Here is a 26,122-nt window from a genome sequence, read left to right as displayed (position 1 = left end):
CACCGCCGAACCGAGGAGCCCGAGAGTGGATTTCCTGCGCCCCAGCTCGCTGACCGAGGCGCTCGCCGTCAAGGCCGAGCGGCCCGACGCGGTGCCCATCGCGGGCGGCACGGACGTCATGGTGGAGCTCAACTTCGACCACCGCCGCCCCGGTGCGCTGCTCGATCTCAACCGGGTCACCGAACTCGCCGAATGGACCGAGACCGACGGCAGGATCCGGCTCGGCGCCTCGGTGCCCTACGTCCGGGTGATCGCTGAGCTGGGTGAAGTTCTGCCCGCGCTGGCCATGGCCTCGCGCACCGTCGGGTCGCCGCAGATCCGCAACCGGGGCACCGTCGGCGGCAACCTCGGCGCAGCCTCACCCGCCGGGGACACGCATCCCGTCCTGCTCGTGCTCGGCGCCGAGGTGGAAGCCGCGTCCGTCCGCGGCACCCGGTTGATCCCGGCCGAGGAGTTCTACCTCGGCGTCAAACGCAACGCCCTCGAACCCGACGAGCTGATCACCGCGGTGCACCTGCCGGCCGAGGTCGGCCCGCAGCAGTTCGCCAAGGTCGGGACGCGCAACGCGATGGTCATCGCGGTCTGCTCGTTCGCGCTGGCGCTGCACCTGGACACTCGCGAGATCCGCGCGGCCGTCGGTTCGGCGGCGCCGACCCCGCGCCGCGCGACCGCCGCCGAAGAGTTCCTCGGCGACGAGCTTCCCTGGTCCACCAAGGCTTCGATCACGGATTCCGTCAAACGCCGGTTCGGCGAGCTGGTGTCGGAGGCGGCGTCGCCGATCGACGACGTCCGCGGCAGCGCCGACTACCGCAGGCACGCGCTGTCCGTCCTGGCGCGGCGAACGCTGACCTGGGCGTGGAACGACTTCCAGAAGGGTGAACGCGAGTGCGCGTGAACGTGACGGTCAACGGCGAGTCCCGCCAGGCCGACGACGTCTGGGAGGGTGAAAGCCTGCTTTACGTCCTCCGCGAGCGGCTCGGCCTCCCAGGCTCCAAAAACGCCTGTGAACAGGGCGAATGCGGCTCCTGCACGGTGTACCTCGACGACGTCCCGGTGTGTTCGTGCCTGGTCGCGGCCGGCCAGGTCGAAGGCCGCGAGGTCCGCACGGTCGAAGGACTCGCCGAGGGCGACAAGCTGGATCGCGTCCAGCGGTCCTTTGTGGACGCAGGTGCCGTCCAATGTGGCTTCTGCACCCCCGGTCTCGTGGTCGCGGCGCACGACCTGCTCAACCGCGTCGAAAACCCCGCCGACGAGGAGATTCGGGAGGCTTTGGCGGGGAACCTCTGCCGGTGTACCGGATACGAGAAGATCCTCGACGCCGTCCGGCTGGCCGCGACCAGGGGAGAGACCACGTGAAGACCGTCATCGAGAACGCCGCGATCGCCACCGTCGACGGGGCGGGCACCGAACACGCTTCGGGCCACGTCGTCATCGAGAACGACCGCGTCGCGGCGGTCGGCGCGGGGAAGGCGCCCGACGGCGAGTACGACGACCGCGTCGACGGCTCCGGCTGCCTGGTCACGCCCGGTCTGATCAACACCCACCACCACCTCTACCAGTGGGCCACGCGCGGCCTCGCCGCCGACCACACGCTTTTCGAATGGCTGGTCGCGCTGTACCCGATCTGGGGCAGGCTCGACGCCGAGATCACGCACGCGGCGGCCACGGCCGGGCTCACCCGGCTAGCGACCACCGGCTGCACCACGGTCGCCGACCACCACTACGTCTTCCCGCGTGACGGCGGCGACCAGGTCGAAGCCCTGGCCGCCGCCCGGATCCGCGTCGGTGTGCGGCTGCACGTCGTACGCGGCTCGATGGACCGGGGCGAGTCACAGGGCGGGCTGCCGCCGGACAACCTCGTCGAGGAGACCGAGGCCGCGCTGCTGGGCACCGAGGCCGCGATCGACCGGTTCCACGACGCGTCCGCCGGCGCGCATCTGCAGATCGCGGCCGGTCCGTGCTCGCCGTTCTCGGTGAGCGAGCGGTTGATGACCGGCGCGGCGGAATTGGCGCGCCGCAAGGGGATCCGGCTCCACACGCACCTCGCCGAGACGATCGACGAGGAGAAGCAGTGCCTCGCCGAAGTCGGCTGCACCCCGGCCGAGTACGCCGACGAACTCGGCTGGCTCGCCGACGACGTCTGGCTCGCGCACTCGATCCATCTCGCCCCGGAGGCGATCCGGCGGATGGGTGCCACGGGTACCGGCGCGGCGCACTGCCCGACGTCGAACGGGCGCATCGGCGCAGGGATCGCTCCGGTCCGGCAGCTGCTCGACGCCGGGGTGCCGGTCGGGCTCGGCGCCGACGGCGCCGCGTCCAACGAATCCGGTGGCCTCGGCGAGGAACTGCACCAGTCGTTGCTCCAGGCCCGACAGCGCGGCGGACCCCGTGCGCTGACCACACGCGAGGCGCTGTGGATGGGCACGATGGGCGGCGCGCGCTGCCTCGGCCGTCAGAAGGACCTGGGTTCGATCGAGGTGGGCAAGCTCGCCGACCTCGCGGTCTGGAACCTGAACGGCCTGAACTACGCCGGGATCCCCGACCCGGTCGCCGCCTTGGTGCTCGGCACGACCCCGCCGGTCGAGCGGCTGTACGTCGGCGGCGCGACCGTCGTCGACGGTGGAACGCTGCGCGAGGAATCCGAAGACGAGATCGCCCGTGAGCTGGCCGTGGCCAGTGCGCGGCTGAGGGAGACGGTATGACCACCACTGAAGTCTCCAAGCAGACCACCGGGAACGGGGTGGGGACGAGCCCGCAGCGGCCCGACGGCACGGTCAAGGTCCGCGGCGAATTCGCCTACTCCTCGGATCTGTGGCACGAGGACATGCTGTGGGGCGCGACGTTGCGCAGCCCGCATCCCTACGCGCGGATCACCGGTATCGACATCACCGAAGCCCTTGCGGTGCAAGGGGTGTACGCGGTGCTGACCCACGAAGACGTGCCGGGGGTGAACAAGTACGGTCTGGAGCACGCGGATCAGCCGGTGCTCGCCGTCGACGTCGTGCGCTACCAGGGCGAGCCCGTCGCGCTCGTCGCCGCGGACCACCCCGAGACCGCGCGCCGCGCGATGAAGCGGATCAAGGTCTCCTACGAGGTCCTCGAACCGGTGACGGATTCCGAGAAGGCCGCCGCCGGCGAGGGAGCCGAGCTGCACCCCGGCGGGAACGTCGTGCGGTACGCGAAGATCCGGCACGGCGACCAGTCGGTGAAGGCCGACGTCGTGGTGTCCGGCGTCTACGAGGTCGGCATGCAGGACCAGGCCTTCCTCGGGCCGGAGTCGGGTATGGCGATCCCGGACACCGAAGGCGGTGTCGACCTTTACGTGGCCACGCAGTGGCTTCACGTCGACCAGCAGCAGATCGTGGCCGCGCTGGGGCTGCCCAAGGAGAAGGTGCGGCTGACGCTGGGTGGCGTCGGCGGCGCGTTCGGCGGCCGCGAGGACCTCTCGATCCAGGTCCACGCGTGTTTGCTGGCGCTGCACACCGGCAAGCCGGTCAAGATGGTCTACAACCGCGAGGAATCCTTCTACGGTCACGTGCACCGCCACCCGGCGAAGATGTACTACGAGCATGGCGCGGACAAGGACGGCCGGCTCGTCTACGTGAAGGCGAAGCTGTACCTGGACGGTGGCGCGTACGCGTCGTCCACCGGCGCGGTGGTGGCGAACGCGGCCACGCTCGGCGTGGGTCCGTACAATGTGGACAGTGCTTCGGTCGATTGCTGGGGTGTGTACACCAACAACCCGCCCTGCGGTGCGATGCGTGGTTTCGGCGCGGTGCAGGCGGGCTTCGCGTACGAGTCCCAAATGGACAAGCTCGCCGAGGCGTGCGGCATCGACCCGGTGGACATCCGGATCCGCAACGCGATGGCCGAAGGCAGTGTCATGCCCACCGGGCAGATCGTCGACTCGGCCGCCCCGGTCGCCGAACTGCTGGAACGCCTGCGCGCCAAGCCGTTGCCGGTCACGCACGAGGAACTCGACCTGCGCCGCATGCCCGGCGGCGTCTCCAACACCACGCATGGTGAGGGCGTCGTCCGCGGTGTCGGGTACGCGGTCGGCATCAAGAACATCTGCTTCTCCGAGGGTTTCGACGACTACTCGACGGCCCGCGTGCGGCTGCAACTCGTCGGCGGCGAACCCGCGGCGACCGTGCACACCGCCGCCTGCGAGGTCGGCCAGGGGCTGGTCACGATCATGCAGCAGATCGTGCGGACCGAACTCGGCATCGAGCAGGTGACGATCCTGCCGATGGACACCAATATCGGCAACGGCGGTTCGACGTCGGCCTCCCGGCAGAGTTACGTCACCGGCGGCGCCGTGCAGGCCGCGTGCGTCGTGGTGCGTTCCGGGCTGCACAAGCACCTGGCGGGCAAACTCGCCGCGGACGGGAAGCTGAACGTCGTCGCGAACAAGGTCGTCTCGGCCGACGGCAGTGTGCTCGCGGACCTCGCCGACGTCCTCGGCGACGAGGTCTTCGACGAGACCGTCGAATGGCGGCACCGTCCGACGGTGCCCATCGATCCCGAGACGGGGCAAGGGAACGCGCACGTCCAGTACGGTTTCGCGGCACACCGCGCGGTCGTGGACGTCGACACCGAACTCGGTCTGATCAAGGTCGTCGCGCTCGACTGCGCGCAGGACGTCGGCAAGGCGCTGAACCCGCAGGCGGTACTCGGCCAGATCCAGGGCGGTTCCGCGCAGGGGCTCGGGCTCGCGGTGATGGAGGAGATCCAGACCGACGGCGGGAAGATCCGCAACCCGTCGTTCACCGACTACCTGATCCCGACGGTACTGGACATGCCGCCGATGGACATCGACGTCCTGGAACGGCCCGATCCCAACGCCCCGTATGGTCTGCGAGGGGTCGGGGAGCCGCCGACGATCTCGTCCACCCCGGCGATCGTCGCGGCCATCCGCGCGGCCACCGGGCTCGCGCTGTCCCGTGTCCCGGTGCGTCCCGAACACCTCACCGGCACCTGAGAATCCGTACTTTTTCGAGCTAGGAGCACATCCGTGGGTACCCGTCTGTCCATTTCGGAGTCCGACGAGCAGAAATGGCTCGCCGAAGCCGTCCAGCTGGCCACCGCGAACGTCGAAAACGGCGGCGGCCCGTTCGGCGCGATGATCGTCCGCGACGGTTCGGTGCTGGCCACCGGGACCAACCAGGTGACCCCGACGCTGGACCCGACGGCGCACGCCGAGGTGGTCGCGATCCGTGCGGCCTGCCAGGCGATCGGCGACTACAAACTCGACGGCTGCGTCCTCGTGACCTCCTGCGAGCCTTGCCCGCTCTGCCTTTCCGCAGCGCTCTGGGCGCGTGTCGGCAAGGTCGTTTACGCCGCGGACCGCCACGACGCGGCCGAGGCGGGCTTCGACGACCGCGAGTTCTACGACCTCTTTTCCCGCCCGCGCGAGACCTGGTCACTACCCGTCGGCCAACTGTCCCTTCCGGACTCTTTCGCGCCTTTCCAGGCCTGGCTGTCGAAACCCGACAAGAAGGCTTACTGATCTCTTCCCGCCCCACAACGTTGTGGAGTAGGCATGACCCAATTAGGTACCGAGCGTCCCCACCTGCCCTCGCCCGAGCCGGGGCGGCTGTCCGGGCTCGACCGCTGGTTCAAGATCTCCCACCGCGGCAGCACGATCGGCCGCGAGGTGCGCGGCGGGATCACCACGTTCGTCGCGATGTGTTACATCGTGCTGCTCAACCCGCTCATCCTCGGGGCGTCGGCCGACATCACCGGAGCCCGGCTGAGCACCGAGGCGATCACCACCGCGACCGCGCTCGCGGCGGGGGTCACCACGATCCTGATGGGACTGGTCGGCAACGCGCCGCTGGCGCTCGCGGCCGGTCTCGGCGTCAACGGTGTCGTCGCCTTCCAGATGGCTCCGGCCATGACGTGGGCGCAGGCCTTCGGGCTCGTCGTCCTCGAAGGTTTCTGCATCGTGTTGATGGCCGTTTCCGGCATCCGCGAGCGGATCATCAACGCGATCCCGATGGCGCTCAAGGTCGCGATCACCGTCGGCATCGGGCTCTACATCGCGCTGGTCGGCCTGGTCAGCGCCGGATTCGTGACCAGGACACCGGACTCCGCCCAGTCGACGGTGCCGGTGCGGATGGGGATCGCCGGTCATCTCGAAGGCTGGCCGATCGCGATCTTCTGCCTCGGGCTGTTGCTGATGATCGTGCTCGTGAGCCGCGGGGTGCCGGGTGCGGTGCTGATCAGCATCGCGGTCGCGACCGGGCTCGCGGTGCTGGTCAACAGCGTGTTCCACGTCGAGGGCTGGGGCCTGGTGGAACCCAAGGTGCCCGACCAGGTCGTGGCGCATCCCGATTTCAGCCTGCTGGGCGACATCGACCTCTTCGGTGGATTCGGGTCGGCGGGCGCGGTGACGGCCGCGGTGTTCCTGTTCACGCTGGTGCTGTCCGGGTTCTTCGACGCGATGGGCACGATCACGTCCGTCTCGGAGGAGGCGGGGCTGGTCAAGAACGGCAAGGTCGAGGGGATGGGTCGCATCCTGCTGGTCGACGGCGCGGGCGCGCTGGCGGGCGGCGTCACCGGGTCGGCGCCGAACACCGTGTTCCTCGAATCGGCCGCCGGCGTCGGTGAGGGCGCGCGGACGGGGCTGGCGAGCATCGTCACCGGCGGGTTGTTCACCGCCACCCTGTTCCTGACGCCGATCGCGGCCGTCGTCCCGGCGCAGGCCGCGGCGCCCGCGCTGGTGGTCATCGGCGGGATGATGATGGCGCAGTGCCGCCGGATCCCTTGGCAGGACCTGGATTTCGCGATCCCGGTATTCCTGACCATCGCGCTGATCCCGTTCACCTACTCGATCACCAACGGGATCGGCGCCGGGCTGGTCGCCTACGTGCTGATCAAGATCTGCAAGGGCAAGATCCGCGAGATCGGCTGGATCCTCGGGATCCTGGCCGCGGTGTTCGGGGTGTACTTCGGGATCGAAGGGATCATGTCGTGGTTCTGATGTTCCTCAACGGCGGCGGGATGCGCGGCGGACCGCTGCACGAACAGTTGCAGGGCGCGCCCTTGTGCTGCGTGGCCCGATCCGCGCCCAAGTACCACTACTTCTCCGTGGGCGACCGGTTCCCGGCGATGCGCGAAGGCGGCTCCGCGTCCGTCGTGGGCGAGGTCTACGACCTGCCGCTCACGGTGCTGCGGGACCACCTCGTCCCCGCCGAACCGCCGGAACTGGAGCTGGGCGTCATCGAACTCGAGGACGGCGCGGCCTGCCTCGCCACCGTCCTGCGTTCGTCCTATGTGGACTCCCCGGAGCTGACGGACATCTCCTCGATAGGCGACTGGCGGGCGTACCTCGCGTCCCGCTAGCGGTCCGTGAAGGCCTCCTTCCCTACCCTGAGAGTAGGGAAGGAGGCCTTCACGGAACGTCAGAGCACGAAGACGAGGTCGCTCGCCGCCGCGTGGAACATCTCGGGCGCGCCCGCGTAGAAGGCCCGCCAGGCGCCGGGCTTGCGGTGTTCGGCCGAAGCCGCGAAGGCCCAGGTGGTGCCGTTCCAGGTCGCGGTGACCGTCGCCGCCGTGGTCCAGCGGTAGGTGCTGAACGAGAAGTACTGGAGCTCGACCGGGATCGGGTTCGCGGTGTACCGGCCGGGGAACTCGATCGTCCCGGTGGCGGTCACGGCCTTGGCCGCGTTCCGGCCCGCCGCGAACGACGTGATCTCCGCCGGGTGGAGCACGACGATCTTCGCGGTGTCGGCGCCCGAGTTCGCGATCGACGGGTCGGCCGAGAAGAAGTCGGCGCGGTAGTGGCCGGTGCGGATCGGGGTCAGTGTCGCGCTGTACGCGCCGGCGGCGTCGGTGACCGGCTTGGCCTGGGCCTCACCGCAGAAGCCGTTGAAGCAGAACGAGATACCCACCTCGGCGCCCGCGATCGGCGTGGCGTCGGCCTTGGCGAGCTTCCCGGAGATCGTGACGCTCTGCCCGGCGTCGATCCGGGTGCTGCTGGTGGTCGTGGTGAGGGTGGACGGCTGGACCTCGGCGGCGGTCGCTGGTACCGCGCCCGCGGTGAGCAGTGCGGCCGCGGCGATGGTGCCGATCACGAGCTTCCTGATGATCATGGGCTCCCCAAACGGATTTCGGTGTTGGCGACCGCTAGGTCGGCCGGAAGCCGTTGTCCGTTGCGGAGAAATCCCGGTGTTCAGAAGCCTGCCGTCGGTGCTTCACGCAGCAGGGAGCAATGTGCGCGCGAAAGCCACCGACGAGGCCCCCGCGACCTCGAGTGCTTCGGTGTTACGCAGCGAACGGCTCAACACGAACGCTCCTTCGAGACTGTTCACCAAAGCGATCGTGAGGCGCCGCGCGGCTTCGGGGGCGAGGCCGTACTTGCCCAGCTTCTCGGAGCCGGTCTCGATCCACGCCGTGAACACGTCGGCGGTCGCGATCCGCAGCTTCTCGTTGGTGCTGGCGACCTCCAGCGCGACCGTGGCGATGGGGCACGCGTCGGCGTAGTCGGTCGCCTTCAGCGTCTCGGCGGCGCTGGCGAAGCACGCCTCGATACCGTGGAGCAGGTCCGGCTCGTCGGCGAAGAAGATCTCGAACAACGCGAGGTACATCATCCCCGAGGTGCGGATGACCTCCTCGCCGAGCTGTTCCTTGCCGCCGGGGAAGAAGTGGTACAGCGAGCCGAACGGCGCGTTCGCCGCCTCGACGATCTGCTTCACCCCGGTGCCGGTGTACCCGTTGCGCCGGAGCAGCTCGGCGCCGGCGTTCACGATGCGTTCCCGCGTTCCAGTCACTCTTCCATGATAGAGCGTTCTATCAAACGCGTCCGTGGATCTAGCCGCCCCTTGAACCTTGGTTCACCCTCCGGCGCTACCTGCGGTCGATGTCCGCGTGGTGTGCCCGGCCCTAGCGTCGTGAGCCGTTGGGAATCCAAGGAAGAAGGGGGAAATACATGAAGCGGCTCTTGGCAGCCGGGATGCTCCCGGTGATCGTGGGCGGGCTCCTCGCCGGAGCCACACCGGCTTCGGCGGGCGTCCCGGCCCACTACGCCGAGCAGAAGCTGGCGTGGCATCCCTGCGCCGAATCCGACCTGATCTCGTTGCCGCCGGGCACCGACATCAGCGGGCTCGAATGCGCGACGTTCCGTACTCCCCGTGACTGGGATCGGGCGGGGGAGCGGCAGGATCTGACCATCGCGATCAGCAGGCTGAAGTCCACCGGGCCGTCGACGGCGTCGCTGCTCACCAACCCGGGCGGGCCGGGCGGTGCCGGCCGCTGGCAGCCGACGATGTTCCGCGGGCAGGAGAAACTGCGCGAGCACCAGGACATCATCGGTATCGACGTGCGCGGGACCGGCAAGAGCACCAACGTCACCTGCCGGGGAGCGGTCGACGGCATCCGGAAGCTGGATCCGCGCGACCGGGATCCGCGCAATCTGGACCAGATCCTGGCGAACGCCGAGTACGCGGCCAAGTCCTGCCAGAGCGCCGGCGGCGAACTCGGGCCGCTGATCACCACCTACCAGACGATCAGGGACTTCGACCTGCTCCGGGCCCTCCTCGGCCGGGAGAAGATCAACTGGGTGGGGTACTCGGGCGGCACCTGGCTGGGAGCGCACTACGCCCAGCAGTTCCCGCAGCGGACCGGGCGGTTCGTGCTGGACTCCTCGACGGAGTTCACCACCGACTGGCAGAAGACGTTCGACCGGCAGCCGGTCGGTTTCGAACGGCGCTGGAGGCAGGACTTTTTGCCGTGGATGGCGCGGTACGACGCCAAGTACCACTTCGGCACCAGCGGTGAGGAGGTCCGGCAGACCTACGAGCGGGCCCGCTACGCCTTGTCCCGCAACCCGATGGACGGGACCGGGCCGATGGAACTCGACACCGCGATCATCTACATGCTCTACAAGAAGGCGACCTTCCCGGCGCTGGCCGATCTGCTGGTCAAGGTCCGGGACGCGATGGAGAACCAGCAGGCCAAGCCCGAGGCCAAGGCCGCCGTCGAGGCCGCGGGTGACCACTCCGACGCGGCGGACGCCACCTTCTGGAACACCGTCTGCGGCGAAGGGCGCTTCACCGGCACCCGCGAGTCGCTGATCCGCGCTTCACAGCGGAACCTCGACCGCGGTCTGCTCCTGGCGGGCGGCGGCACGTTGAACGCCTCGGTCTGCCTGTTCTGGGACAAGGAACCGCGCCCGCTGCCGAAGCTGGACGGCAAAGGGGTCCCGCCGGTGCTGATCGTCCACTCCGAGCACGACCCGGCTACGACGATCGAGGGCGCCCGGAAGGCGCACGCGGGGTTCGCCAACTCGCGCATGCTGACCGTGACCGGTGAGGGCGACCACGGGCTCTACGCGGACGGGAACCCCGCCGTGGACAAGATCGTGAACGCCTTCCTGGTCGACGGGGTCGTCCCCGCCGACCAGAGCGTCCCCGGTATGCCGCTGCCGGTGCCTTAGAAGGCGGCGAGGGTGTGCCAGGCGAGACCGGCGTCTTCGGCGTCGTCGCGGAGGACCACACCCTCGATCAGGCCGTACGGACGGTCGGCGGCGTAGAAGACCTCGTTGTCGTTCTTCAGTCCGAACGGTGACAGATCCACCAGGAAGTGGTGCTTGTTCGGCAGTGAGAGCCGGACTTCGGCGACCTCTTCGCGTTCGTTGAGCACAGCCTCTCCCATGGCGTACAGCGTCTGCTGCAGGGAGAGGCTGTGCTTGTCCGCGAAGGTCTCCAGCAGGATCCGCCGGATCTCGGCGTGGCTCGTGGCCCAGTCGATCCCGTCGCCCTGGTAGCGCCAGCGCGCGGTCACGGCGGTCGCGAGGATCCGGTCGTTCGTCTCGGCCAGTGTCGTGTACTTGTCGCGAGGGAAGCCGTGGAACTCCGAGCCGGTCGACTTGAGCACCACGAGATCGTCCAAACCGGACACCACCCAGGCCTGGTCGCCCTGCACGGTCACGGCGGTCGTCCGCTTCTCGCTGCCCGCCTGCGAGAACGCGTGGTCGTGGCCCGAGATGCGGTTCCAGCCGTGTTCGTCGATCAGGATCCGGGCGCCGGTGATGTGCTCGAACGAGCCGACGAAATGGCGCCCGAGCCGCAGCGCGAAGTCCTCGATCTCGCCGACCGGGGCTTCCTTGGCGAAGGCGTAGACGGTGTTCTTCTGGGTGTCGGTCGCGACGACGTCGGCGTTGTCACCGGTGAGGTGCGTCGCCGCGAGGTCGCCACGAAGCGACGTCGAAACGGTGAGGTCCTTGAGGTGATGGACGGTGCCTTCGCGCTGGACGGTGACGAGCCGGACTTCGGCCTTGCCGTACTGGTTGGGGCCCAGGGTGATGGCCACGGCGATCAGCTCCCTCGATAGGTGGAATAGGCGAACGGGCTCAGCAGCAACGGCACGTGGTGGTGCTCGGTCCCGTCGGCGATGCGGAAGGTCAAGGTGACTTCGGGGAAGAAGGAGTCGGGGTCGAGGTAGGCGCCGGTGTCGAAGACCAGCCGGTAGACCCCGGGTTCCAAGGTGTCCGGGCCGAGGCCGCGGATCCGGCCGTCGGTGTCGGTCCGGCCTTCGGCGACGGGTTCGCCCGCGCCGGTTTCGAGCCTGACCCCGACGCCGGCCGCCGGCCGTCCCGCGGCGGTGTCGAGGATGTGCGTGGTCACGAGGCTCATGCCGTCACCGCCTTCTCCAGCCGCAACGCGGCGATCCTGGCCAGCTCTTGACCGGCCACTTCGAGTTCCTTCTCGGGGTCGTTCGAGAGCCTCGAACGCAGGTTTTCCAGCAGTTCGGCGCCGCTCCGGCCGCTCGCGCAGACCAGGAAGACGTGCCCGAACGTCGCTTCGTACTCGGCGTTGGCCGCGGCGAACTCACGTGCCGCGTCACCGTCCACACCGGACTGTTCCGAGCGCGACCAGCTCGCTTCGGTGCTCTTCCCGTCCGCTTTCTCCCCGATCCGGGGATGGGCGGCCATGGCGCGCCGGACCTCTTCGGGGCGCAACGGGGTGAGCGCCTCGGAAGCGGCGAGCAGTGCGCTGAGATCGGCGTACGGGCGCCTGGCCAGCAGGGTCTCCACCCAGCGCGGGACGTCGAGGCAGGCGGTCAGCGCCGGCCGGATGTCCTGTGCGGGGGCCTCGTTGAACTCTCGGATGGTGAGCGGCACGGGAACTGACGGTACGGCGACGCTTCCGCCGTCGTCAACATTTTGTTGAAACAGCTCTTCAGTCTTGGTCGCGGTTGAGGTAGTTGTAGACCGTGAACCTCGTGACCCCCAGCGCCTCGGCGACGGTCGACACCGACTTGCGGAGGCCGAACGCGCCGCGTTCCTTGAGCAGCCGTACCGCGCGCTGCTTGGCGGCGCGGTCGAGGGTGTCGAGTTTGCCGCCGAGTTCGCGTTCGACGTCGCCGATGAGGCGGGCGAGGGCACTGTGCAGTTCGACGGCGGGTTCGCCCGCGTCGTCGCCGACCTGGCGGAGCTGGAGGGTCACGCGGGTGGCGCCGCCGTCCAGTGCCGCCCTGGCGATGGCGGGAAGCGCGTCGAGGAGAGTGTCGGCGTCGCCGCGGACGAGGGTGCCGAGCGGGCCGAAGTCGGCGGACAGGCCCGCGCCCTCCGCGGTGTCGCGGGCTTTGACGGCGTGTTCGGGTGGCGGACCTTCGCCGTGGAACGGTTCGCTGGTGAACTCGGCTTCTAACTGCACGAAGCGAAGGTAGCGCCGTCCGGGCTCGTTGACGAGCAGGGCGGCCGGAGTTAATGTCGGAGTGCGAAACCTCGATTCCACTCAGTGGAAGTTGGAGGCTTGTGGATGGACTTGGTGATCAAAGCCGCCCGGGCCGTGACGGCCGCCGGAGAGGTACCCGCGACCATCGGTGTCGACGGCGGCCGCATCGTCGCGGTGGAGCCCGCCGGAGCCGATCTGGGCGGCGATCGGCTGCTCGAACTCGGTGAGGACGTCGTCCTGCTGCCGGGCCTGGTGGACACGCACGTGCACGTCAACGACCCCGGTCGCACGGAGTGGGAGGGTTTCGCTTCGGCGACCCGCGCGGCCGCGGCAGGCGGGGTCACCACGATCGTGGACATGCCGCTGAACAGCCTCCCGCCGACGGTCGACGTCGCGTCGCTGGAGGTGAAACGCGAGACCGCCGAGGGACGGGTGCACGTCGACGTCGGCTTCTGGGGCGGGGCGATTCCCGGCAACCTCGCGGACCTGCGCGGCCTTCACGAGGCCGGCGTGTTCGGTTTCAAGTCGTTCCTGCTGCATTCCGGTGTCGACGAGTTCCCGCCGCTGGACGCGCGCGGGCTCGAAGAGGCGATGACCGAACTGCGGACCTTCGACGGCATGATCATCGTGCACGCGGAGGACTCCGACGCGATCGACCACGCGCCCGACCCGCACGGCGAGAAGTACGAAGACTTCCTGCACTCGCGGCCGCGCGGCGCGGAGAACGTGGCGATCGCGCAGGTCATCGAGCTGGCCAGGAAGACCGGCGTCCGCGCGCACATCCTGCATCTGTCCTCTTCGGACGCGTTGCCGATGGTCGAGAGCGCGCGGCGCGACGGCGTCCGGCTGACCGCCGAGACCTGCCCGCACTACCTGAGCTTCACCGCCGAGGAGATCGGCGACGGCGCCACGCAGTTCAAATGCTGCCCGCCGATCCGCGAGGCCGGGAACCGCGAACTGCTGTGGAAAGGCCTCGCGGACGGGGTCATCGACTGTGTGGTGACCGATCATTCGCCGTGCACCCCCGAGCTGAAACGTTTCGACAGCGGCGATTTCGGGCTCGCGTGGGGTGGGATCGCCGGCCTGCAACTCGGCCTGCCCGCTGTCTGGACCCAGGCACGACAGCGCGGGTTCGCCCTCACCGACGTCGTCCGCTGGATGGCCGAACATCCGGCCGCGCAGGCGGGGATGCGGCGCAAGGGGCATCTCGCGCCGGGTTACGACGCCGACTTCAGCGTGTTCGCGCCCGACGAGGCCTTCGTCGTCGACGTCGCGAAATTGAAGCACCGCAACCCGGTCAGCGCCTACCACGGACGGCCGCTGGCCGGTGTCGTCCGGAGCACGTGGTTGCGGGGCGAGGAGATCACCGGTGAAGACCCGGCAGGCGTTCTGCTGACCCGGGGTGACTGCTGAGATGGAGGATGCCGTGAACGACCGTCCTGAGTGGACAGCCCTGCCCGATCTGGCCTCGCGCAAGTTCGGCGGGACCGTGATGTGGGCCACGGACGAGTTGTTCGCCGAGAAGGAGAACCTGGTCAACCCCTGGGTCCCCGCGCATCAGACGGAGACCTTCGGCCCCAAGGGCCAGGTCTACGACGGCTGGGAGACCCGGCGGCACCGCGAGCCCGGTGACGACCAGGCCGTCGTCCGGCTCGGCCTGGCGGGCGCGATCACCGGTGTCATCGTGGACACCGCCTTCTTCAAGGGCAATTACCCGCCGTTCGTCTCGGTCGAGGCGTGCGCCGTCGACGGCTATCCCAGCGCGGCCGAAGTGGCCGAAGCGGACTGGGACGTGCTGGTGAAACGCGGCGCGGCGGCGGGGCACACGGAGAACTCCTTCGAGGTCGGCGGGAGCAAGCGCTACACGCACGTCCGGCTGACCATGCACCCGGACGGCGGCGTGGCCCGGCTGCGGGTGCACGGCACACCGATCCCCGATCCGCGGCTGCTCGACCTCGGCGCGCTCGATCTCGCCGCGCTGGAGAACGGCGCGGTGGTCACGGGGTGCAGCAACATGTTCTATTCCTCGCCCAACAACCTCTTCTCGCCAGGGCTCGCCGCGCATCAGGCCGAGGGCTGGGAGACCGCGCGGCGCCGGGACGGCGGGAACGACTGGGTCACGGTGCGCCTCGCCGGCGCGGGCGTCGTCCGGTTCGCCGAACTGGACAACAGCAACCTCAAGGGCAACGCGCCGGGCTGGGCGTCGCTGAGCGGCCGGGACGGCGACGGCGAATGGGTCGAACTGCTGCCGAAGACCCGCTTGCAGCCCGATACACGGCACCGCTTCGGCCTCGCCGAGGGGCCCGAGGTGACCGAGGTCCGTCTCGACATCTATCCCGACGGCGGGATGGCGCGCCTACGGCTCTTCGGGGCGCTTTCGGAGCGCGGCCGCGCGGATCTCGCTTCGCGTTTCGAGGCCGCTCAGGGCTGAGCGCCGGGCCGGTTCAGATACGCGGAGAACAACGAGAGGACGGTGCCGATCGAGAAGATCGCGGTGAGCCACCAAGCGCCGCCGATGGACAGGTTCCACACCAGGGCACCCACCATCAGCACCGCCATGACGATGTTCCTGATCTGCAGCGGCGTCGGTTTGGCCATGCCGCCACCCTCTCACGGGCGGCGGTCGCGCTGGTCAGGGGGCGGACTGGCGACGGGAGCTGATCACACCGGTGTCGAATCCGGCGAGGTGGAGCCCGCCCGCGAACCGGGCGTGCTCGATCTTGACGCAGCGGTTCATCACCACGTCCAGGCCCGCTTCCTTCGCGCGGTCGGCGACGGGTTCGTGCCACAGGCCCAGTTGCAGCCAGAGCGTGCGCGCCCCGGCCTCGACGACCTCCCCGGCGACGCCGGGGAGGTCGTCGTGTTTGCGGAAGACGCTGACCAGGTCGACCTCGCCGGGCACCTCGGCCAGTGACGGGTACACCGGGCGCCCGAGGAGCTCGTCCAGCCTCGGGTTCACGAAGTTGACTTCGTGCTTGCTGGTAGCTCGGCCGCGCCGGGTTGTTCGAGGCGCCGACGATGATCACCGACCTCGTCCGCGAAAGGATGCGGCGGCGTTCGACCGCGCCGACGTCGTAGGTCATCCCGCCACCGCCTTGCCGAGTGCCTGATCGAGATCCCACAGGATGCCGTCGACGTCCTCCAGCCCGACCGACAGGCGGATCAGATCCGCTCCCACCCCCGCCACGCGCAACTGGTCTTCGGAGAGCTGCTGGTGGGTGGTGGACGCCGGATGGATGACCAGGGTCCGCGCGTCCCCGACGTTCGCCAGATGCGACAGCAGCTCGACGGAGTTCACGAACGTCTCCCCGGCCGCGCGCCCGCCGTCGACGCCGAAGGACAACACGGCGCCCGGCCCGGCGGGCAAGTACTTCTTCGCGCGGTCGGGCGTCCATCCGTTGCGGCAGCGTCTCGACCCCCTGCAGCAGGAGGAAGGCCGAATGCGGGGAGAGGACCGCGCCGATGTCGCGCAACTGCTCGGCGCGGAGCCGGGTGCAGAAGGCGTACTCGCCGAAGTTCTCCCAGTACTTCAGTCCGCCGTAGCTCTCGACGACCACGCCGCCCAACGTGGTCCCGTGCCCGACACCAACACCGAGCCAAGACCAGCCACTACCAGCGACGACACCCAGATCACGAACTACAGCTGGAGTATTGGAACCCGAATCGCCACTCACGACCAACCCGACCGATCGCCAGGCGAACTCGCCTTGTCGCGCAAGGAAATCGCGCACTAGCCGAGCGCGGCGCGCAGCCGCCGGTCCCGTTCCTCCGGGGTCTGCCGGGGGCAACTGGTGCACTTCGGGTTGCCCGCTTCGTAGATCAGGCAACAGGAAGCACGGCGCACCACGGTGTTCCGCCCGATCCGGGAGAATCGCGGCTCCGGCATCCCGAGCCCGATCGCGGCCACGAGCGGTGCCGCCAGCTCGATCGCTCGCGCGGTGTCGCCGGTCCACAGCAGGCGGTTGCCGATCGAATCCGTCGCGATCGCGCCCAGCGCGCGCGGATTCGCCCCCGTGACGGCCGAAATGGTGCCGATCGCCGTGCTCAGCGTCCCGGCGAACGCGGCGCCGAGTTCGGCCAGCCCACCGTCGAGGAGCCGTGCCGACCGGGCGCCGGTGAAACGGCCGTCCGGGACGAGGTCGATCGTGACGGCGTCGAGTGACGGGTCCAGCGGCTCACCACGTACGAGCGACTCGACAGAGGGCGCGACGAGGACGGAGGACAGCGAGTACCACCAGATCGTGCCGAGCACTTCGGGTCGCGAGCAGCCGTAGAGTTTCGCGGCCCCGCCGATGCGGGCGCTGACCCAGGTTGCGTCGGCGAGGAGGGTCGCGGATGCCTCCATCAGGGCACCGGCCGGTACAGCGTGACGCTGAACGAGGTGGTGACGTCCACCGGCGCGGTGATCGCGTCGAGGCGTTCACGGCGGCCGTCGCGGTGCAGGTGGTGTGCGCTCGGCCCCATTTCGACCACCTGGCGGATCAGGGCGGGCCCCAGCGTCACCCGCTGGGTGACCTCGTGCCGGTCCACCCGGGTGAAGCGTTCGCCGAGGGTGTCCTCCAGCCGCGCGTCCTTGCCGCCGTCGACGGAGATCACCAGGTCGCCCAGTTCCCGGAGGTGTCCCGGTTTCGGTGTCGCGACGACCAGCAGCCCGTCCGCGGTCAGGACGCGGTGGAACTGCGGGGCGTTGCGGGGCGCGAAGACGTTGAGGATGAGTGACGCGCTCGAGTCGGCCACCGGCCAGGGTTCCCACAGATTCCACACGGCCGCGCCCGCGCGCGCGTGTGCGCGAGCGGCCCGGCGCAGGGCGACGGCGGAGACGTCGAGCGCCAGGCCGTACGCGGCGGGGACGGCGTCGAGCACGTGCGCGAGGTAGTACCCCGTGCCCGCGCCGGCGTCGATGACCATCCCGTCCTCGACGTGGTCCGCGGCCACCTTCGCGAGGTCGTCGGCGAGAGGCAGATAAGCACCGGAAGAAAGGAGATCGACGCGGGCCGCGACCATCGGCGCGGTGTCCGCCGTGCCCGCCGGGATGCGCGCGTGCAGAAGATTGACGTAGCCCTGCTTCGCTACGTCGAACGAGTGGCCTCTCCCGCAACGCACCGTGCGATCGGTTACCCCGACCGGGTCACCGCAGACCGAACACCGCAGCGACCGGACGATCTCCGGTGGCAGTGGGTCATGGCCGGATACACGTGCGTTCATGGACCTATTCGACCATGAGGTTTCGCAACCGGACAGAACGCACCAGGTCTCCGGAAACCTGGCCGTAACAACGCCGCACCGACAGTTCACGCGGGTGAAACCTGAATCGCCGCCCGAGGAAACACCGCGGTCCAAAGATTCCTGCGCAGTACACCCCAGGCACGGGAGGAAGATTGTGCTGAACGCAGGAGACACCGCATGGGTGTTGATCAGCGCCGCGCTGGTCATGCTCATGACACCGGGATTGGCGTTCTTCTACGGCGGCATGGTCCGCGCGAAGAGCGTCCTGAACATGTTGATGATGAACTTCATCGCGCTCGCCGTAGTCGGTGTCCTCTGGACGCTGTACGGCTTCACGATGGCGTTCGGCAACGATATCGGCGGAGGATTGCTCGGTAACTTCGACTTCGCCGGTCTCTCGAACATCTCCGGCAAACTCGCCGGGTTCGCGACCGCCGCCACCGACACCGCGCCCGAGGTCGCCTGGCCCGGTGCGGACGCGCTGCCGTTGTTCGCCTTCGTGATGTTCCAGCTGATGTTCGCGATCATCACGCCCGCGCTGATCTCCGGTGCCATCGCCGACCGCGCCAAGTTCTGGGGCTGGACGCTGTTCGTCGCGGTGTGGGTGACCGTCGTGTACTTCCCGGTCGCGCACTGGGTGTTCTCGTTCAACGGCTTCATCAGCGCCGATTCGGTCGGCGGCTGGATCGCCAACCAGCTCAAGGCGCTCGACTTCGCGGGCGGTACCGCGGTCCACATCAACGCCGGTGCGGCGGGACTGGCGCTCGCGATCGTGCTCGGCAAGCGCAAGGGCTGGCCGAAGGGCACCGGACGTCCGCACAACGTCCCGTTCGTGCTGCTGGGTGCCGCGCTCCTGTGGTTCGGCTGGTACGGCTTCAACGCCGGTTCGTCGCTGGCCGCCAACGACCTCGCCGCCGTCGCGTTCACCAACACCACCGTCGCGACCGCCGCCGCCATCCTCGGCTGGCTGATCATCGAGCAGATCAAGGTCGGCAAGCCGACCACCCTCGGCGCCGCCTCCGGTGCCGTCGCGGGTCTCGTCGCGATCACCCCGGCGGCCGGTTTCGTCAGCCCGCTGGGTGCCATCGCCATCGGCCTCATCGCCGGTGCCCTGTGCGCGCTGGCGATCAGCCTCAAGTTCCGCTTCGGATTCGACGACTCCCTCGACGTCGTCGGTGTCCACCTCGTGGGTGGTCTCGTCGGCACGCTGCTCATCGGTTTCTTCGGCACCACCAGCGTCAACTCGCTCGGCGTCGACGGCCTGTTCTACGGTGGCGGCCTCGGCCAGCTGGGCAAGCAGGCGCTCGCGGCGGCCGTCGTCCTCGGCTACTCGTTCGTGCTCACCTTCGTCATCGGCTGGGTGATCAAGAAGCTCGGCGGGTTCCGCGTCAGCGCGGAGGACGAGGTCAGTGGTATCGATGAGGCCCAGCACGCGGAGAGCGCGTACGACTTCACCGGATCGGGCGGCGGCCTCGGCCAGCCGAGCTCCATCCCGGTCAAGTCGTCCACCGGAAACGCGGCCACGAAACTCGAGGAGAGCAAGGCATGAAGCTGATCACCGCGATCGTGAAGCCGTTCACGCTCGACGACGTCCGCTCCGCGCTGGAGCAGCTGGGCGTGCTCGGCATGACGGTCAGCGAGGTGCAGGGCTACGGCAGGCAGAAGGGCCACACCGAGGTCTACCGGGGTGCCGAGTACTCCGTGGACTTCGTGGCGAAGCTGCGGGTCGAGGTCGTCACCGACGATTCCAACGTCGAGAAGGTGCTCGACGCGATCACCACGGCCGCCCACACCGGCAAGATCGGTGACGGCAAGATCTGGGTGACGCCGGTGGAGACGGTCATCCGGGTACGCACCGGCGAGCGCGGCTCGGACGCCCTATAGGCGTCACGGATGGCCGACGGGGGTGAACTGGTCAAAGCCACCGAGCGGTTGCTCGAGGGCAGGCACGGGAGGCTGGGGGCGACCGCGTTGCGGGCGGCCCTGGTCGACCTCTACGAATTCTGGTTGGGCAAGGGCGCTGCGGCGGCCGGCGTCGACACCGCTGAACCCGGTGTCGCGCTGGCCGCCGTCGGCGGCCTGGGGCGCAGCGAGCTGGTGCCCTTCTCCGATCTCGATCTTTTGTTGCTGCACAACGGGAACTCGCGGGTCGGCGAGATCGCCGACGCGATCTGGTACCCGTTGTGGGACGCCAAGATCGGTCTCGATCACTCGGTGCGCACTCCGGGTGAGGCGCTGAAGGTGGCGTCCGAGGACCTGCGGACCGCGATGGGGCTGCTCGACATCCGCCACATCTCCGGGGACGCCGAGATCACCGCCAGGCTGGCGGCCGCGGCACGGGACCAGTGGCGGCGGACCGCGAGGAAACGGATGGGCGAGCTGGCTGACGCGGTGCGTCAGCGCTGGGCCCGCAGTGGCGAGATCGCGCAGTCCGCCGAGCCGGATCTCAAGCACGGCAGGGGTGGGCTTCGCGACTTCGCCGTCTTGGAAGCGCTGGCGGCGGCACAGCTGACGGCGAGACCCGGCGAGGAACTACTGGCCGCGAAGAGCCTGCTGCTCGACGTCCGGACGGAACTGCGCCGGGAACTGCGCCGTGAGCGGGACATCCTCAGCGCGCCGGAGGCCGAGACGGTCGCGGGCGAGCTCGGGTTCGGCGACCGGTTCACCTTGGCGCGCAAGATTTCCGGTGTCGGCAGGACGATCGCGTACGCGGTGGACGTCGCGCTCCGGTCCACTGTGGAACCGCCAAGGGCGCGGTTCGGGCGGCGGCCGGTGCGGACGCCGCTCGACGAGGGTGTCGTCCTGCACGGGAACGAAGTCGCGCTGGCGCGGGACGCGGTGCCCGCCAAGGATCCGGCCCTGCTGCTGCGGGTCGCCGCGGCGTCGGCCCGGATCCGGAAGCCCATCGCGCACGGGACCCTGCGGGCCCTCGCCGAAACCGCGCCGGAACTGCGCGCACCGTGGCCCGCCGACGCCCTCAAAGCGCTGGTGGAATTGCTCGGCGCGGGCGAGGGACTCGTCGACGCCGTGGAGGCGCTGGACCGCACCGGCCTGTGGGCGCGCCTGTTCCCCGAATGGGGGGCGGTGCGGGATCTCCCGCCGAGATCGCCGGTGCACTCCTGGACCGTCGACAGGCATCTCGTGCGTGCCGCGGTCGAGGCGTCGAAACTGACGACCACCGTTTCGCGGCCGGATCTGCTGCTGATCGGCGCGCTGCTGCACGACATCGGCAAGGGCCGCGACGCGGACCACTCCGAACTCGGCGCGAAGATCAGCGCCCAGGTCGCGGCCCGGCTCGGGCTGACGGACGCCGATTCGGCGCTGGTCGCGGCGATGGTCCGGCATCACCTGCTGCTGCCGCACACCGCGACGCGGCGGGACATCAGCGATCCCGCGACGATCCAGCGAGTGACGAAGACGCTCGACGAGAACCTCGTCCTGCTGGAACTGCTGCACGCCCTGACGACGGCCGATTCGCTGGCCACCGGGCCTGGCGTGTGGACCGACTGGAAGGCACGCCTGCTCGCCGAACTCGTCTCCGGTTGCGAAGAAGCCTTGCACGGAAAGGGTTTCGTGCCGCCGGAGCCGATGGGTGCCGAACAGCGGGAGCTCGTCGCCGAAGCCGTCGCGTCCGGCCGTGGCGAGGTGCGCATCACCGCCGCCGGCAAGGTCGTGACCGTGGTGCTGGCGGTCCCGGCCCGCGCGGAACTGCTGGCTCCCGCGGCCGGGGTGCTCGCGCTGAACTCGCTCGAAGTCCACGCGGCGGTGCTGCGCGGGCACGACGGGGGACGAGCCGGCGTGTTCACCGCGTCGCCGAAGTTCGGCTCGCTGCCCGACGTCACCCTGCTGCGTGAGCAGTTCGCGCGGGCGGTGGCCGGGACGCTGCCGCTCACCCAGCGGCTCGCGGCCAAGGAACGGGACTACGGCGGAGGGGAGACGCCGTCGGCAGAAGCGAAGGTGATCTGGTTCGACGACGAGACCAGCGGGCACGACACGGTCGTGGTCGAACTACGGGCCGCGAACCGGATCGGGCTGCTGTACCGGGTCGCGGGCGCGCTGCGCCGGTGCGAGGCCGAGGTGCGCTGGGCGAAGGTGGCCACGCTCGGTGGCGCCGTCGTCGACTCGTTCGCCGTCGCGCCGCGGGCGGGCCGCGTCGACCAGGAGTGGCGGTCGAAGATCGAAGCCGCGCTGCTGGCCGCCGCTTCCTGACGCCGGTGCCTTGATCGTTTGGGACGCCGTCCACCGGGTAGGCGAGCGCCATGCCCGATCCCACTCTGCTCGCGCTGGGATCCGCCCTCTGTTACGGATTCGTCGACTTCGCGGGCGGGCTCCTGGCCAGGCGGGCCGACTTCGCCGCCGTCGCGTTCGCCGGCCAGGCGGGCGGTTTCGTGTTCATGCTCGGTGCCGTACCGCTGCTCACGCCGGCGGATCCGTCGATGCCGGACCTCGTATGGGGCGCGGCCTCCGGCTTCGGCACGGCCGTCGGCATGGTCTTCCTCTATCGCGGTCTGATCGGCGGGGCGATGAGCATCGTGGTGCCGATCAGCGCGGTGGGCAGCGTGACGCTGCCCGTGCTCGTCGGCGTGCCCCTGCTGGGCGAGCGGCCCTCGGTGCCGGGATTCGCCGTCCAGTATCTCGCGCTGGCGCGGGCGGCACCGGAAGCCGGTCTCTGGCCGGTCGTGGCGAGCAGGCTGGCGGCGACTTCGGCGATCCTCCCGATCGTCATCCGACGAGGGAACGGTGTGCGGTTGCCGTGGCGCTTCGCCGTCGGCTCGGCGGCGAATGGCTGCTTCGCCGCGTTGTCACTGGTCCTGTATCTCCTCGCCACCCGTCAGGGCACTCCGTGAGCGGCCGGGACCCGTGCGATCCGCGGGGTTGGTCCTGGCGGCGGCCGCGGTGGTCCTGCTCGGTCACGGATGACCCGGGACCGGGGTGTCGCGCGAATCGCGGAGCGTAGCGGTGGCAGGATGTGCGCGGTCGAGACCCGAAGGAGCCGGAGGGGCGGTGAGCACGTGCTCGACCACGAGCAGGACTCGCCCGGACCACAGCGGATCACGCTTCCGCCGACGGTCGTGGCCTCCCATCTCCGTGCGTGCGCCGACGACCTCGCCGTCTCCCTCACCGCGTCCGGTACCGCCGCGACCGTGCCCGAACTGCTCAAGGTGGTCCGGCACCTCGTCGCGGGGCAGCAGGCCCTCGCCATCGCGCTCGAAGGCATGGCGGGCCGGGTCGAAGGGGGAGGCGAAGGCGCGCTGGCCACCGCCCCGATGGTCGACGTCGAGGTCGTCGCCGAAGTGCTCCGTGCGGCGGCCACCGCTGTCGACTGTTCGGCCGAGGCACTCGCCGAATCCCGTCCCTCGTTCGAATGTGTGAGCGAATCGGTCGCCCCTGACACCCGTTTGTAGCTGTCCCGCCCCTTCGGCGCGTGGATACGCTGACCAGGCGGAGGTGGGCCATGCGAGCGGTGTGGAAAGGCACGATCGGATTCGGGACCTACGCCATTCCGGTGAAGGCGTACAGCGCGACCGAAGAGCACAACGTCCCCCTCCACCAGGTGCACGAGCCCGACGGCGGCCGGGTGCGGGTGAAGTGGGTCTGCGAGGTCGACGGCGCCGAGGTGCCCGCGGCCGAGATCGCCAAGGGGTATCCCGTCCCCAACGGCGACGTCGTCCTGCTGACCGCCGGGGATTTCGCGTCGCTGCTCCCGCCCACCACCCAGTCGATGGACGTCGTCGGCTTCACCCCCGCCGAGCAGGTCGACCCGATGTACTTCGCGCGCAGCTACTACCTCGAGCCGGAGCCGGCCGGCACGAAGCCGTACGTGCTGTTGAGCGAGGCGCTGCAGCAGTCCGGGCGGATCGCGATCGTGAAGGTGACCTTGCGGCAGCGCGAAACGCTGGGTGCGCTGCGCGTGCGGGACCAGGTGATCCTGCTCGAGACGATGCTGTGGCCCGACGAGATCCGGCGGCCCGACTTCCCGTTCCTGCACGAGGACGTCGACCTGCGGCGCGGGGAACTGCGGAACGCGGTTTCGCTGATCGAGGACCTCACGCGGGATTTCGACCCCGGCCGGTACACCGATCACTACCGTGAAGCGCTCGAAGCGCTCATCCAGGCCAAGCTGGACGGCGACGACGTCCTCCAGCCGACCGCCGCCGAACAGGCCGAAGGCGTGACGCGGCTGCTGGCGGCCTTGCAGCAGGGGCCGGTCGAGAAAGCCAAGGAAGCGGCGGACAAGGCGCGCCAGGCGCGGACGCGGGCGGAGCGGGCTTCGTCGGCGGCCAAGACCAGTTGAGTAGATCTACTCAGGGGGAGTTGGGGGTCTTCACGCTGCCGTGACCCCAGGGTGACCAGGCATGGTTATGTCATCGCGCGGAGAGAGCGCGGGCAGCGAATCGCCTGGTACTGGGGGTCCGGCGATACCGAGTCCCGCGACGCTCGCCAAGTGTGCTTACGGTCGGCTCGCGGGGAGGCGAGCCTTCCGTAGGGGCTCCGGTACCGGTCTGCGAGGGGCGATCGGTCCCGGAGCCCTGTTTTGTGCGCTAGTAATGACGCATGGGCGAGGCCTGGCCGGTATGCGGACTCGAACACTGCTGCGGCGTCCGCGTTCCCGACTTCGATCATTGTCTCCGGCACCTCGAACCCGGGCAGCGGGACGAATACTTCGACGGTCTCTCGCTCGGCGCGGAGGTCGACCTGCGGGGAACCGAGCTTTCCGGCGAACTGATCGAGAGGCTCGTCGACGCCGTCGGGAGTATCGACGGCCGTCGCGCGGAGTTCGGCCGAGCGGAGTTCGCCGAAGCGCGCTTTTCCGGGCCCGTGGCTTTCGAGGACGTGACGTTCTTCGACGCGGACTTCACGAATGCCAGGTTCGAGGGCGGCGCGCGATTCGACAAAGCCGGGTTCCGTGACAGCACCACTTTTCACCGGACCTGGTTCGGTGGCCCGGTCTCGTTCCGGGACTGTGCTTTCGAGGAGGTCGGGTTCACGACCGCGACCTTCTCCGGCGACACCGCGTTCGACCGGGCGAAGTTCACGAGCGACGTGTCGTTCTCCCGCCAGACTTTCGGCGCTGTTTCCTTCGGCGAAACGGAATTCGCGGGCGAGGCGGGATTCGGGTCGTCGCGGTTCACCGGCCGTGCCACGTTCACCGGGCGAAGTTCGCCGCGGCCGCGATGTTCGACGGTGCCGTGTTCGATGACGACGCGCGGTTCGACGATGCCGCCTTCGATGGGGAAGCGACCTTCGATGGCGTGAGATTCCATGCGGAAGCCCGTTTTCAGGGAGCCGTCTTCACCGCCGCCGAGCGCTACGGGCCGGTCAGCGCCGAGCGGCTGGACTTCGGCCGCGCGACCTTCCGAAGACGGTTGACCCTCTTCGTCGCGTCGCCGTCGATGGACTGTTTCGAGACCAGGTTCGAGGAAGGGGTCACGCTCAGGCTGGTCCGTCAGTCGATGGTCGGCTTGGAAAGGTCGGTGTTCGGCAAGGCTTCGACGGTCACGGGAGCCGCGTCCGTGACGTCTGTCGAGGGAGTGGATGTCGCCGACCTCGTGTTCACCGACGTCGACTTGGCGGACTGCTGCTTCGCCGGTGCGCATCACCTGGACAAACTGAGGTTGGAAGGCGACTGCACCTTCGGCTCGTACGGCAATCGCCAGGTCCTCGCCGAGGAACGCGCCTGGCGAAGTCGCAGAGACGCACCGGTCGGCCCGCGCCGCATCGCCGACCTCTACCGCCAGCTCCGCAAGGCGCAGGAAGACAGCAAGAACGAACCCGGTGCCGCCGACTTCTACTACGGCGAGATGGAGATGCGCCGCCACAGCCCGGCCACCCCGTGGTCCGAGCGCGTCATCCTCCATCTCTACTGGCTCGTCTCCGGCTACGGACTTCGTGCCCTCAGAGCCCTCGCGACCCTGGCGGTCCTCATAGCCGTCGTGAGCACGAGCATCTGGCTGGGCGGCTTCAAGACCACGCCCCCCTTCGGTGACACGTTGATCTACGTCGCCCAAAGCACCGTTTCGCTGGAAACGAAACTGGCGTCGCTGCCGAAGGACCTGACGCCGCTCGGAGAGGTCTTGCGGCTGGTCACGCGCGTCCTCGGGCCGCTGCTGCTCGGCCTGGCACTGCTGGCCGTGCGCAACCGCGTCAAACGCTGACCTCCGACACCGACTACCCTGGGAAGCCGCCGGTTGGTACCGGCGAGCCACAACGACCCA

General features: G+C 69.3%; 27 protein-coding genes and 2 pseudogenes. 18 read left to right on the top strand and 11 right to left on the bottom strand.

Annotated features, from left to right (window positions below):
- Window positions 1-25 precede the first annotated feature (25 nt).
- The 7 genes from AC069H_RS05720 to AC069H_RS05690 are packed head-to-tail and all read left to right on the top strand — an operon-like array spanning window position 26 to window position 7,347.
- The gene (locus tag AC069H_RS05720; protein WP_478231491.1) at window positions 26-895 is read left to right on the top strand and encodes an FAD binding domain-containing protein; all 870 of its coding nucleotides are present in this window, start codon (window positions 26-28) and stop codon (window positions 893-895) included.
- Entirely contained in the window at window positions 886-1,356 is a 471-nt protein-coding gene (locus tag AC069H_RS05715; protein WP_478231490.1) for a (2Fe-2S)-binding protein, read from the top strand. Before AC069H_RS05720 ends, AC069H_RS05715 begins: the two co-directional genes overlap by 10 nt.
- Window positions 1,353-2,702, top strand: coding sequence for an 8-oxoguanine deaminase (locus tag AC069H_RS05710; RefSeq protein ID WP_478231489.1), 1,350 nt, complete (start codon window positions 1,353-1,355; stop codon window positions 2,700-2,702). The genes AC069H_RS05715 and AC069H_RS05710 overlap by 4 nt, the downstream gene beginning before the upstream one ends.
- On the top strand, window positions 2,699-4,981 hold the full coding sequence (gene pucD / locus AC069H_RS05705) for a xanthine dehydrogenase subunit D (protein ID WP_478231488.1): 2,283 nt from the start codon (window positions 2,699-2,701) through the stop codon (window positions 4,979-4,981). The genes AC069H_RS05710 and pucD overlap by 4 nt, the downstream gene beginning before the upstream one ends.
- Before the next feature lie 33 nt (window positions 4,982-5,014).
- Window positions 5,015-5,509: a nucleoside deaminase gene (locus tag AC069H_RS05700; RefSeq protein WP_016336263.1), complete on the top strand. Its 495-nt coding sequence runs from the start codon at window positions 5,015-5,017 to the stop codon at window positions 5,507-5,509.
- Between the two features lie 33 nt (window positions 5,510-5,542).
- On the top strand, window positions 5,543-6,985 hold the full coding sequence (locus tag AC069H_RS05695; protein WP_478231487.1) for an NCS2 family permease: 1,443 nt from the start codon (window positions 5,543-5,545) through the stop codon (window positions 6,983-6,985).
- Complete coding sequence (locus AC069H_RS05690) at window positions 6,976-7,347, top strand: allophanate hydrolase-related protein (RefSeq protein WP_478231486.1); 372 nt, start codon at window positions 6,976-6,978, stop codon at window positions 7,345-7,347. The genes AC069H_RS05695 and AC069H_RS05690 overlap by 10 nt, the downstream gene beginning before the upstream one ends.
- A gap of 59 nt (window positions 7,348-7,406) precedes the next feature.
- On the opposite strand, the gene AC069H_RS05685 is transcribed toward AC069H_RS05690, so the two are convergent.
- The gene (locus tag AC069H_RS05685; RefSeq protein WP_478231485.1) at window positions 7,407-8,096 is read right to left on the bottom strand and encodes a hypothetical protein; all 690 of its coding nucleotides are present in this window, start codon (window positions 8,094-8,096) and stop codon (window positions 7,407-7,409) included.
- Between the two features lie 102 nt (window positions 8,097-8,198).
- Window positions 8,199-8,774: a TetR/AcrR family transcriptional regulator gene (locus tag AC069H_RS05680; RefSeq protein ID WP_478231484.1), complete on the bottom strand. Its 576-nt coding sequence runs from the start codon at window positions 8,772-8,774 to the stop codon at window positions 8,199-8,201.
- A gap of 158 nt (window positions 8,775-8,932) precedes the next feature.
- Here AC069H_RS05680 and AC069H_RS05675 point away from each other — a divergent pair, with 158 nt between their 5' ends.
- Window positions 8,933-10,438, top strand: a complete 1,506-nt coding sequence (locus AC069H_RS05675; protein ID WP_478231483.1) for an alpha/beta hydrolase — start codon at window positions 8,933-8,935, stop codon at window positions 10,436-10,438.
- On the opposite strand, the gene pucL is transcribed toward AC069H_RS05675, so the two are convergent.
- The 4 genes from pucL to AC069H_RS05655 are packed head-to-tail and all read right to left on the bottom strand — an operon-like array spanning window position 10,435 to window position 12,659.
- Window positions 10,435-11,313 (bottom strand): factor-independent urate hydroxylase, encoded by an 879-nt coding sequence (gene pucL, locus AC069H_RS05670; protein ID WP_478231482.1) that lies wholly within the window; start codon window positions 11,311-11,313, stop codon window positions 10,435-10,437. The two genes, AC069H_RS05675 and pucL, sit on opposite strands and share 4 nt — an antisense overlap.
- A 5-nt stretch (window positions 11,314-11,318) precedes the next feature.
- On the bottom strand, window positions 11,319-11,636 hold the full coding sequence (uraH, locus tag AC069H_RS05665; RefSeq protein ID WP_478231481.1) for a hydroxyisourate hydrolase: 318 nt from the start codon (window positions 11,634-11,636) through the stop codon (window positions 11,319-11,321).
- Window positions 11,633-12,124: a 2-oxo-4-hydroxy-4-carboxy-5-ureidoimidazoline decarboxylase gene (gene uraD, locus AC069H_RS05660; RefSeq protein ID WP_478231480.1), complete on the bottom strand. Its 492-nt coding sequence runs from the start codon at window positions 12,122-12,124 to the stop codon at window positions 11,633-11,635. Before uraD ends, uraH begins: the two co-directional genes overlap by 4 nt.
- A gap of 58 nt (window positions 12,125-12,182) precedes the next feature.
- Entirely contained in the window at window positions 12,183-12,659 is a 477-nt protein-coding gene (locus tag AC069H_RS05655; RefSeq protein ID WP_378413866.1) for a helix-turn-helix domain-containing protein, read from the bottom strand.
- 105 nt (window positions 12,660-12,764) lie between these two features.
- On the opposite strand from AC069H_RS05655, the gene allB reads away from it, so the two are divergent.
- Window positions 12,765-14,093 (top strand): allantoinase AllB, encoded by a 1,329-nt coding sequence (gene allB, locus AC069H_RS05650; protein ID WP_478225607.1) that lies wholly within the window; start codon window positions 12,765-12,767, stop codon window positions 14,091-14,093.
- A gap of 1 nt (window position 14,094) precedes the next feature.
- Window positions 14,095-15,111, top strand: coding sequence for an allantoicase (alc, locus tag AC069H_RS05645; RefSeq protein ID WP_478231479.1), 1,017 nt, complete (start codon window positions 14,095-14,097; stop codon window positions 15,109-15,111).
- Here the strand turns inward: alc and AC069H_RS05640 are convergent.
- The 5 genes and pseudogenes from AC069H_RS05640 to AC069H_RS05620 all read right to left on the bottom strand — a co-directional run bounded on the left by AC069H_RS05640 (window position 15,102) and on the right by AC069H_RS05620 (window position 17,885).
- Window positions 15,102-15,278 carry a hypothetical protein gene (locus AC069H_RS05640; protein ID WP_340687324.1) on the bottom strand — a complete coding sequence of 59 codons (177 nt, stop codon included), beginning with the start codon at window positions 15,276-15,278 and terminating at the stop codon, window positions 15,102-15,104. The genes alc and AC069H_RS05640 overlap by 10 nt on opposite strands.
- A gap of 34 nt (window positions 15,279-15,312) precedes the next feature.
- Window positions 15,313-15,763 (bottom strand): annotated as a pseudogene (locus AC069H_RS05635) (CoA-binding protein).
- Window positions 15,760-16,345, bottom strand: a pseudogene (locus AC069H_RS05630) (PLP-dependent transferase); the annotation flags it as partial. The pseudogenes AC069H_RS05630 and AC069H_RS05635, both read right to left, overlap by 4 nt.
- 65 nt (window positions 16,346-16,410) lie before the next feature.
- Window positions 16,411-17,025: a (2Fe-2S)-binding protein gene (locus AC069H_RS05625; RefSeq protein ID WP_478231478.1), complete on the bottom strand. Its 615-nt coding sequence runs from the start codon at window positions 17,023-17,025 to the stop codon at window positions 16,411-16,413.
- A complete protein-coding gene (locus tag AC069H_RS05620) occupies window positions 17,025-17,885 on the bottom strand; it encodes a putative RNA methyltransferase (protein ID WP_478231477.1) in 861 nt (286 codons plus the stop codon). Before AC069H_RS05620 ends, AC069H_RS05625 begins: the two co-directional genes overlap by 1 nt.
- Before the next feature lie 175 nt (window positions 17,886-18,060).
- Here AC069H_RS05620 and AC069H_RS05615 point away from each other — a divergent pair, with 175 nt between their 5' ends.
- From AC069H_RS05615 to AC069H_RS05580, 8 genes are all read left to right on the top strand, one after another.
- Window positions 18,061-19,455, top strand: coding sequence for an ammonium transporter (locus AC069H_RS05615; protein WP_478225603.1), 1,395 nt, complete (start codon window positions 18,061-18,063; stop codon window positions 19,453-19,455).
- Window positions 19,452-19,790 carry a P-II family nitrogen regulator gene (locus AC069H_RS05610; RefSeq protein WP_020630602.1) on the top strand — a complete coding sequence of 113 codons (339 nt, stop codon included), beginning with the start codon at window positions 19,452-19,454 and terminating at the stop codon, window positions 19,788-19,790. The genes AC069H_RS05615 and AC069H_RS05610 overlap by 4 nt, the downstream gene beginning before the upstream one ends.
- 9 nt (window positions 19,791-19,799) lie before the next feature.
- Complete coding sequence (locus tag AC069H_RS05605) at window positions 19,800-22,115, top strand: [protein-PII] uridylyltransferase (RefSeq protein WP_478231476.1); 2,316 nt, start codon at window positions 19,800-19,802, stop codon at window positions 22,113-22,115.
- 50 nt (window positions 22,116-22,165) lie between these two features.
- Window positions 22,166-22,753: an EamA family transporter gene (locus AC069H_RS05600; protein ID WP_478231475.1), complete on the top strand. Its 588-nt coding sequence runs from the start codon at window positions 22,166-22,168 to the stop codon at window positions 22,751-22,753.
- A gap of 165 nt (window positions 22,754-22,918) precedes the next feature.
- On the top strand, window positions 22,919-23,311 hold the full coding sequence (locus AC069H_RS05595; protein WP_465431354.1) for a hypothetical protein: 393 nt from the start codon (window positions 22,919-22,921) through the stop codon (window positions 23,309-23,311).
- Between the two features lie 50 nt (window positions 23,312-23,361).
- Complete coding sequence (gene ku / locus AC069H_RS05590) at window positions 23,362-24,201, top strand: non-homologous end joining protein Ku (protein WP_478231474.1); 840 nt, start codon at window positions 23,362-23,364, stop codon at window positions 24,199-24,201.
- Between the two features lie 260 nt (window positions 24,202-24,461).
- Complete coding sequence (locus tag AC069H_RS05585; protein WP_478231473.1) at window positions 24,462-25,163, top strand: pentapeptide repeat-containing protein; 702 nt, start codon at window positions 24,462-24,464, stop codon at window positions 25,161-25,163.
- Window positions 25,082-26,062 carry a pentapeptide repeat-containing protein gene (locus AC069H_RS05580; RefSeq protein ID WP_478231472.1) on the top strand — a complete coding sequence of 327 codons (981 nt, stop codon included), beginning with the start codon at window positions 25,082-25,084 and terminating at the stop codon, window positions 26,060-26,062. The genes AC069H_RS05585 and AC069H_RS05580 overlap by 82 nt, the downstream gene beginning before the upstream one ends.
- Window positions 26,063-26,122 lie beyond the last annotated feature (60 nt).

Source organism: Amycolatopsis sp. NPDC043887 (assembly GCF_056435665.1).
Note: the sequence above shows the minus strand (reverse complement) of the source record. Positions and strands in the feature narration are given on the sequence as shown.

Coding starts and splice junctions, on each gene's coding strand:
- allB (WP_478225607.1), top strand. CDS start 12,765: ATGGACTTGGTGATCAAAGCCGCCCGGGCCGTGACGGCCGCCGGAGAG.
- AC069H_RS05580 (WP_478231472.1), top strand. CDS start 25,082: ATGTTCGACGGTGCCGTGTTCGATGACGACGCGCGGTTCGACGATGCC.
- AC069H_RS05625 (WP_478231478.1), bottom strand. CDS start 17,025: ATGGAGGCATCCGCGACCCTCCTCGCCGACGCAACCTGGGTCAGCGCC.
- AC069H_RS05600 (WP_478231475.1), top strand. CDS start 22,166: ATGCCCGATCCCACTCTGCTCGCGCTGGGATCCGCCCTCTGTTACGGA.
- ku (WP_478231474.1), top strand. CDS start 23,362: ATGCGAGCGGTGTGGAAAGGCACGATCGGATTCGGGACCTACGCCATT.
- AC069H_RS05605 (WP_478231476.1), top strand. CDS start 19,800: ATGGCCGACGGGGGTGAACTGGTCAAAGCCACCGAGCGGTTGCTCGAG.
- AC069H_RS05695 (WP_478231487.1), top strand. CDS start 5,543: ATGACCCAATTAGGTACCGAGCGTCCCCACCTGCCCTCGCCCGAGCCG.
- AC069H_RS05685 (WP_478231485.1), bottom strand. CDS start 8,096: ATGATCATCAGGAAGCTCGTGATCGGCACCATCGCCGCGGCCGCACTG.
- pucD (WP_478231488.1), top strand. CDS start 2,699: ATGACCACCACTGAAGTCTCCAAGCAGACCACCGGGAACGGGGTGGGG.
- AC069H_RS05585 (WP_478231473.1), top strand. CDS start 24,462: ATGGGCGAGGCCTGGCCGGTATGCGGACTCGAACACTGCTGCGGCGTC.
- alc (WP_478231479.1), top strand. CDS start 14,095: ATGGAGGATGCCGTGAACGACCGTCCTGAGTGGACAGCCCTGCCCGAT.
- uraH (WP_478231481.1), bottom strand. CDS start 11,636: ATGAGCCTCGTGACCACGCACATCCTCGACACCGCCGCGGGACGGCCG.
- AC069H_RS05640 (WP_340687324.1), bottom strand. CDS start 15,278: ATGGCCAAACCGACGCCGCTGCAGATCAGGAACATCGTCATGGCGGTG.
- AC069H_RS05620 (WP_478231477.1), bottom strand. CDS start 17,885: ATGAACGCACGTGTATCCGGCCATGACCCACTGCCACCGGAGATCGTC.
- AC069H_RS05610 (WP_020630602.1), top strand. CDS start 19,452: ATGAAGCTGATCACCGCGATCGTGAAGCCGTTCACGCTCGACGACGTC.
- AC069H_RS05675 (WP_478231483.1), top strand. CDS start 8,933: ATGAAGCGGCTCTTGGCAGCCGGGATGCTCCCGGTGATCGTGGGCGGG.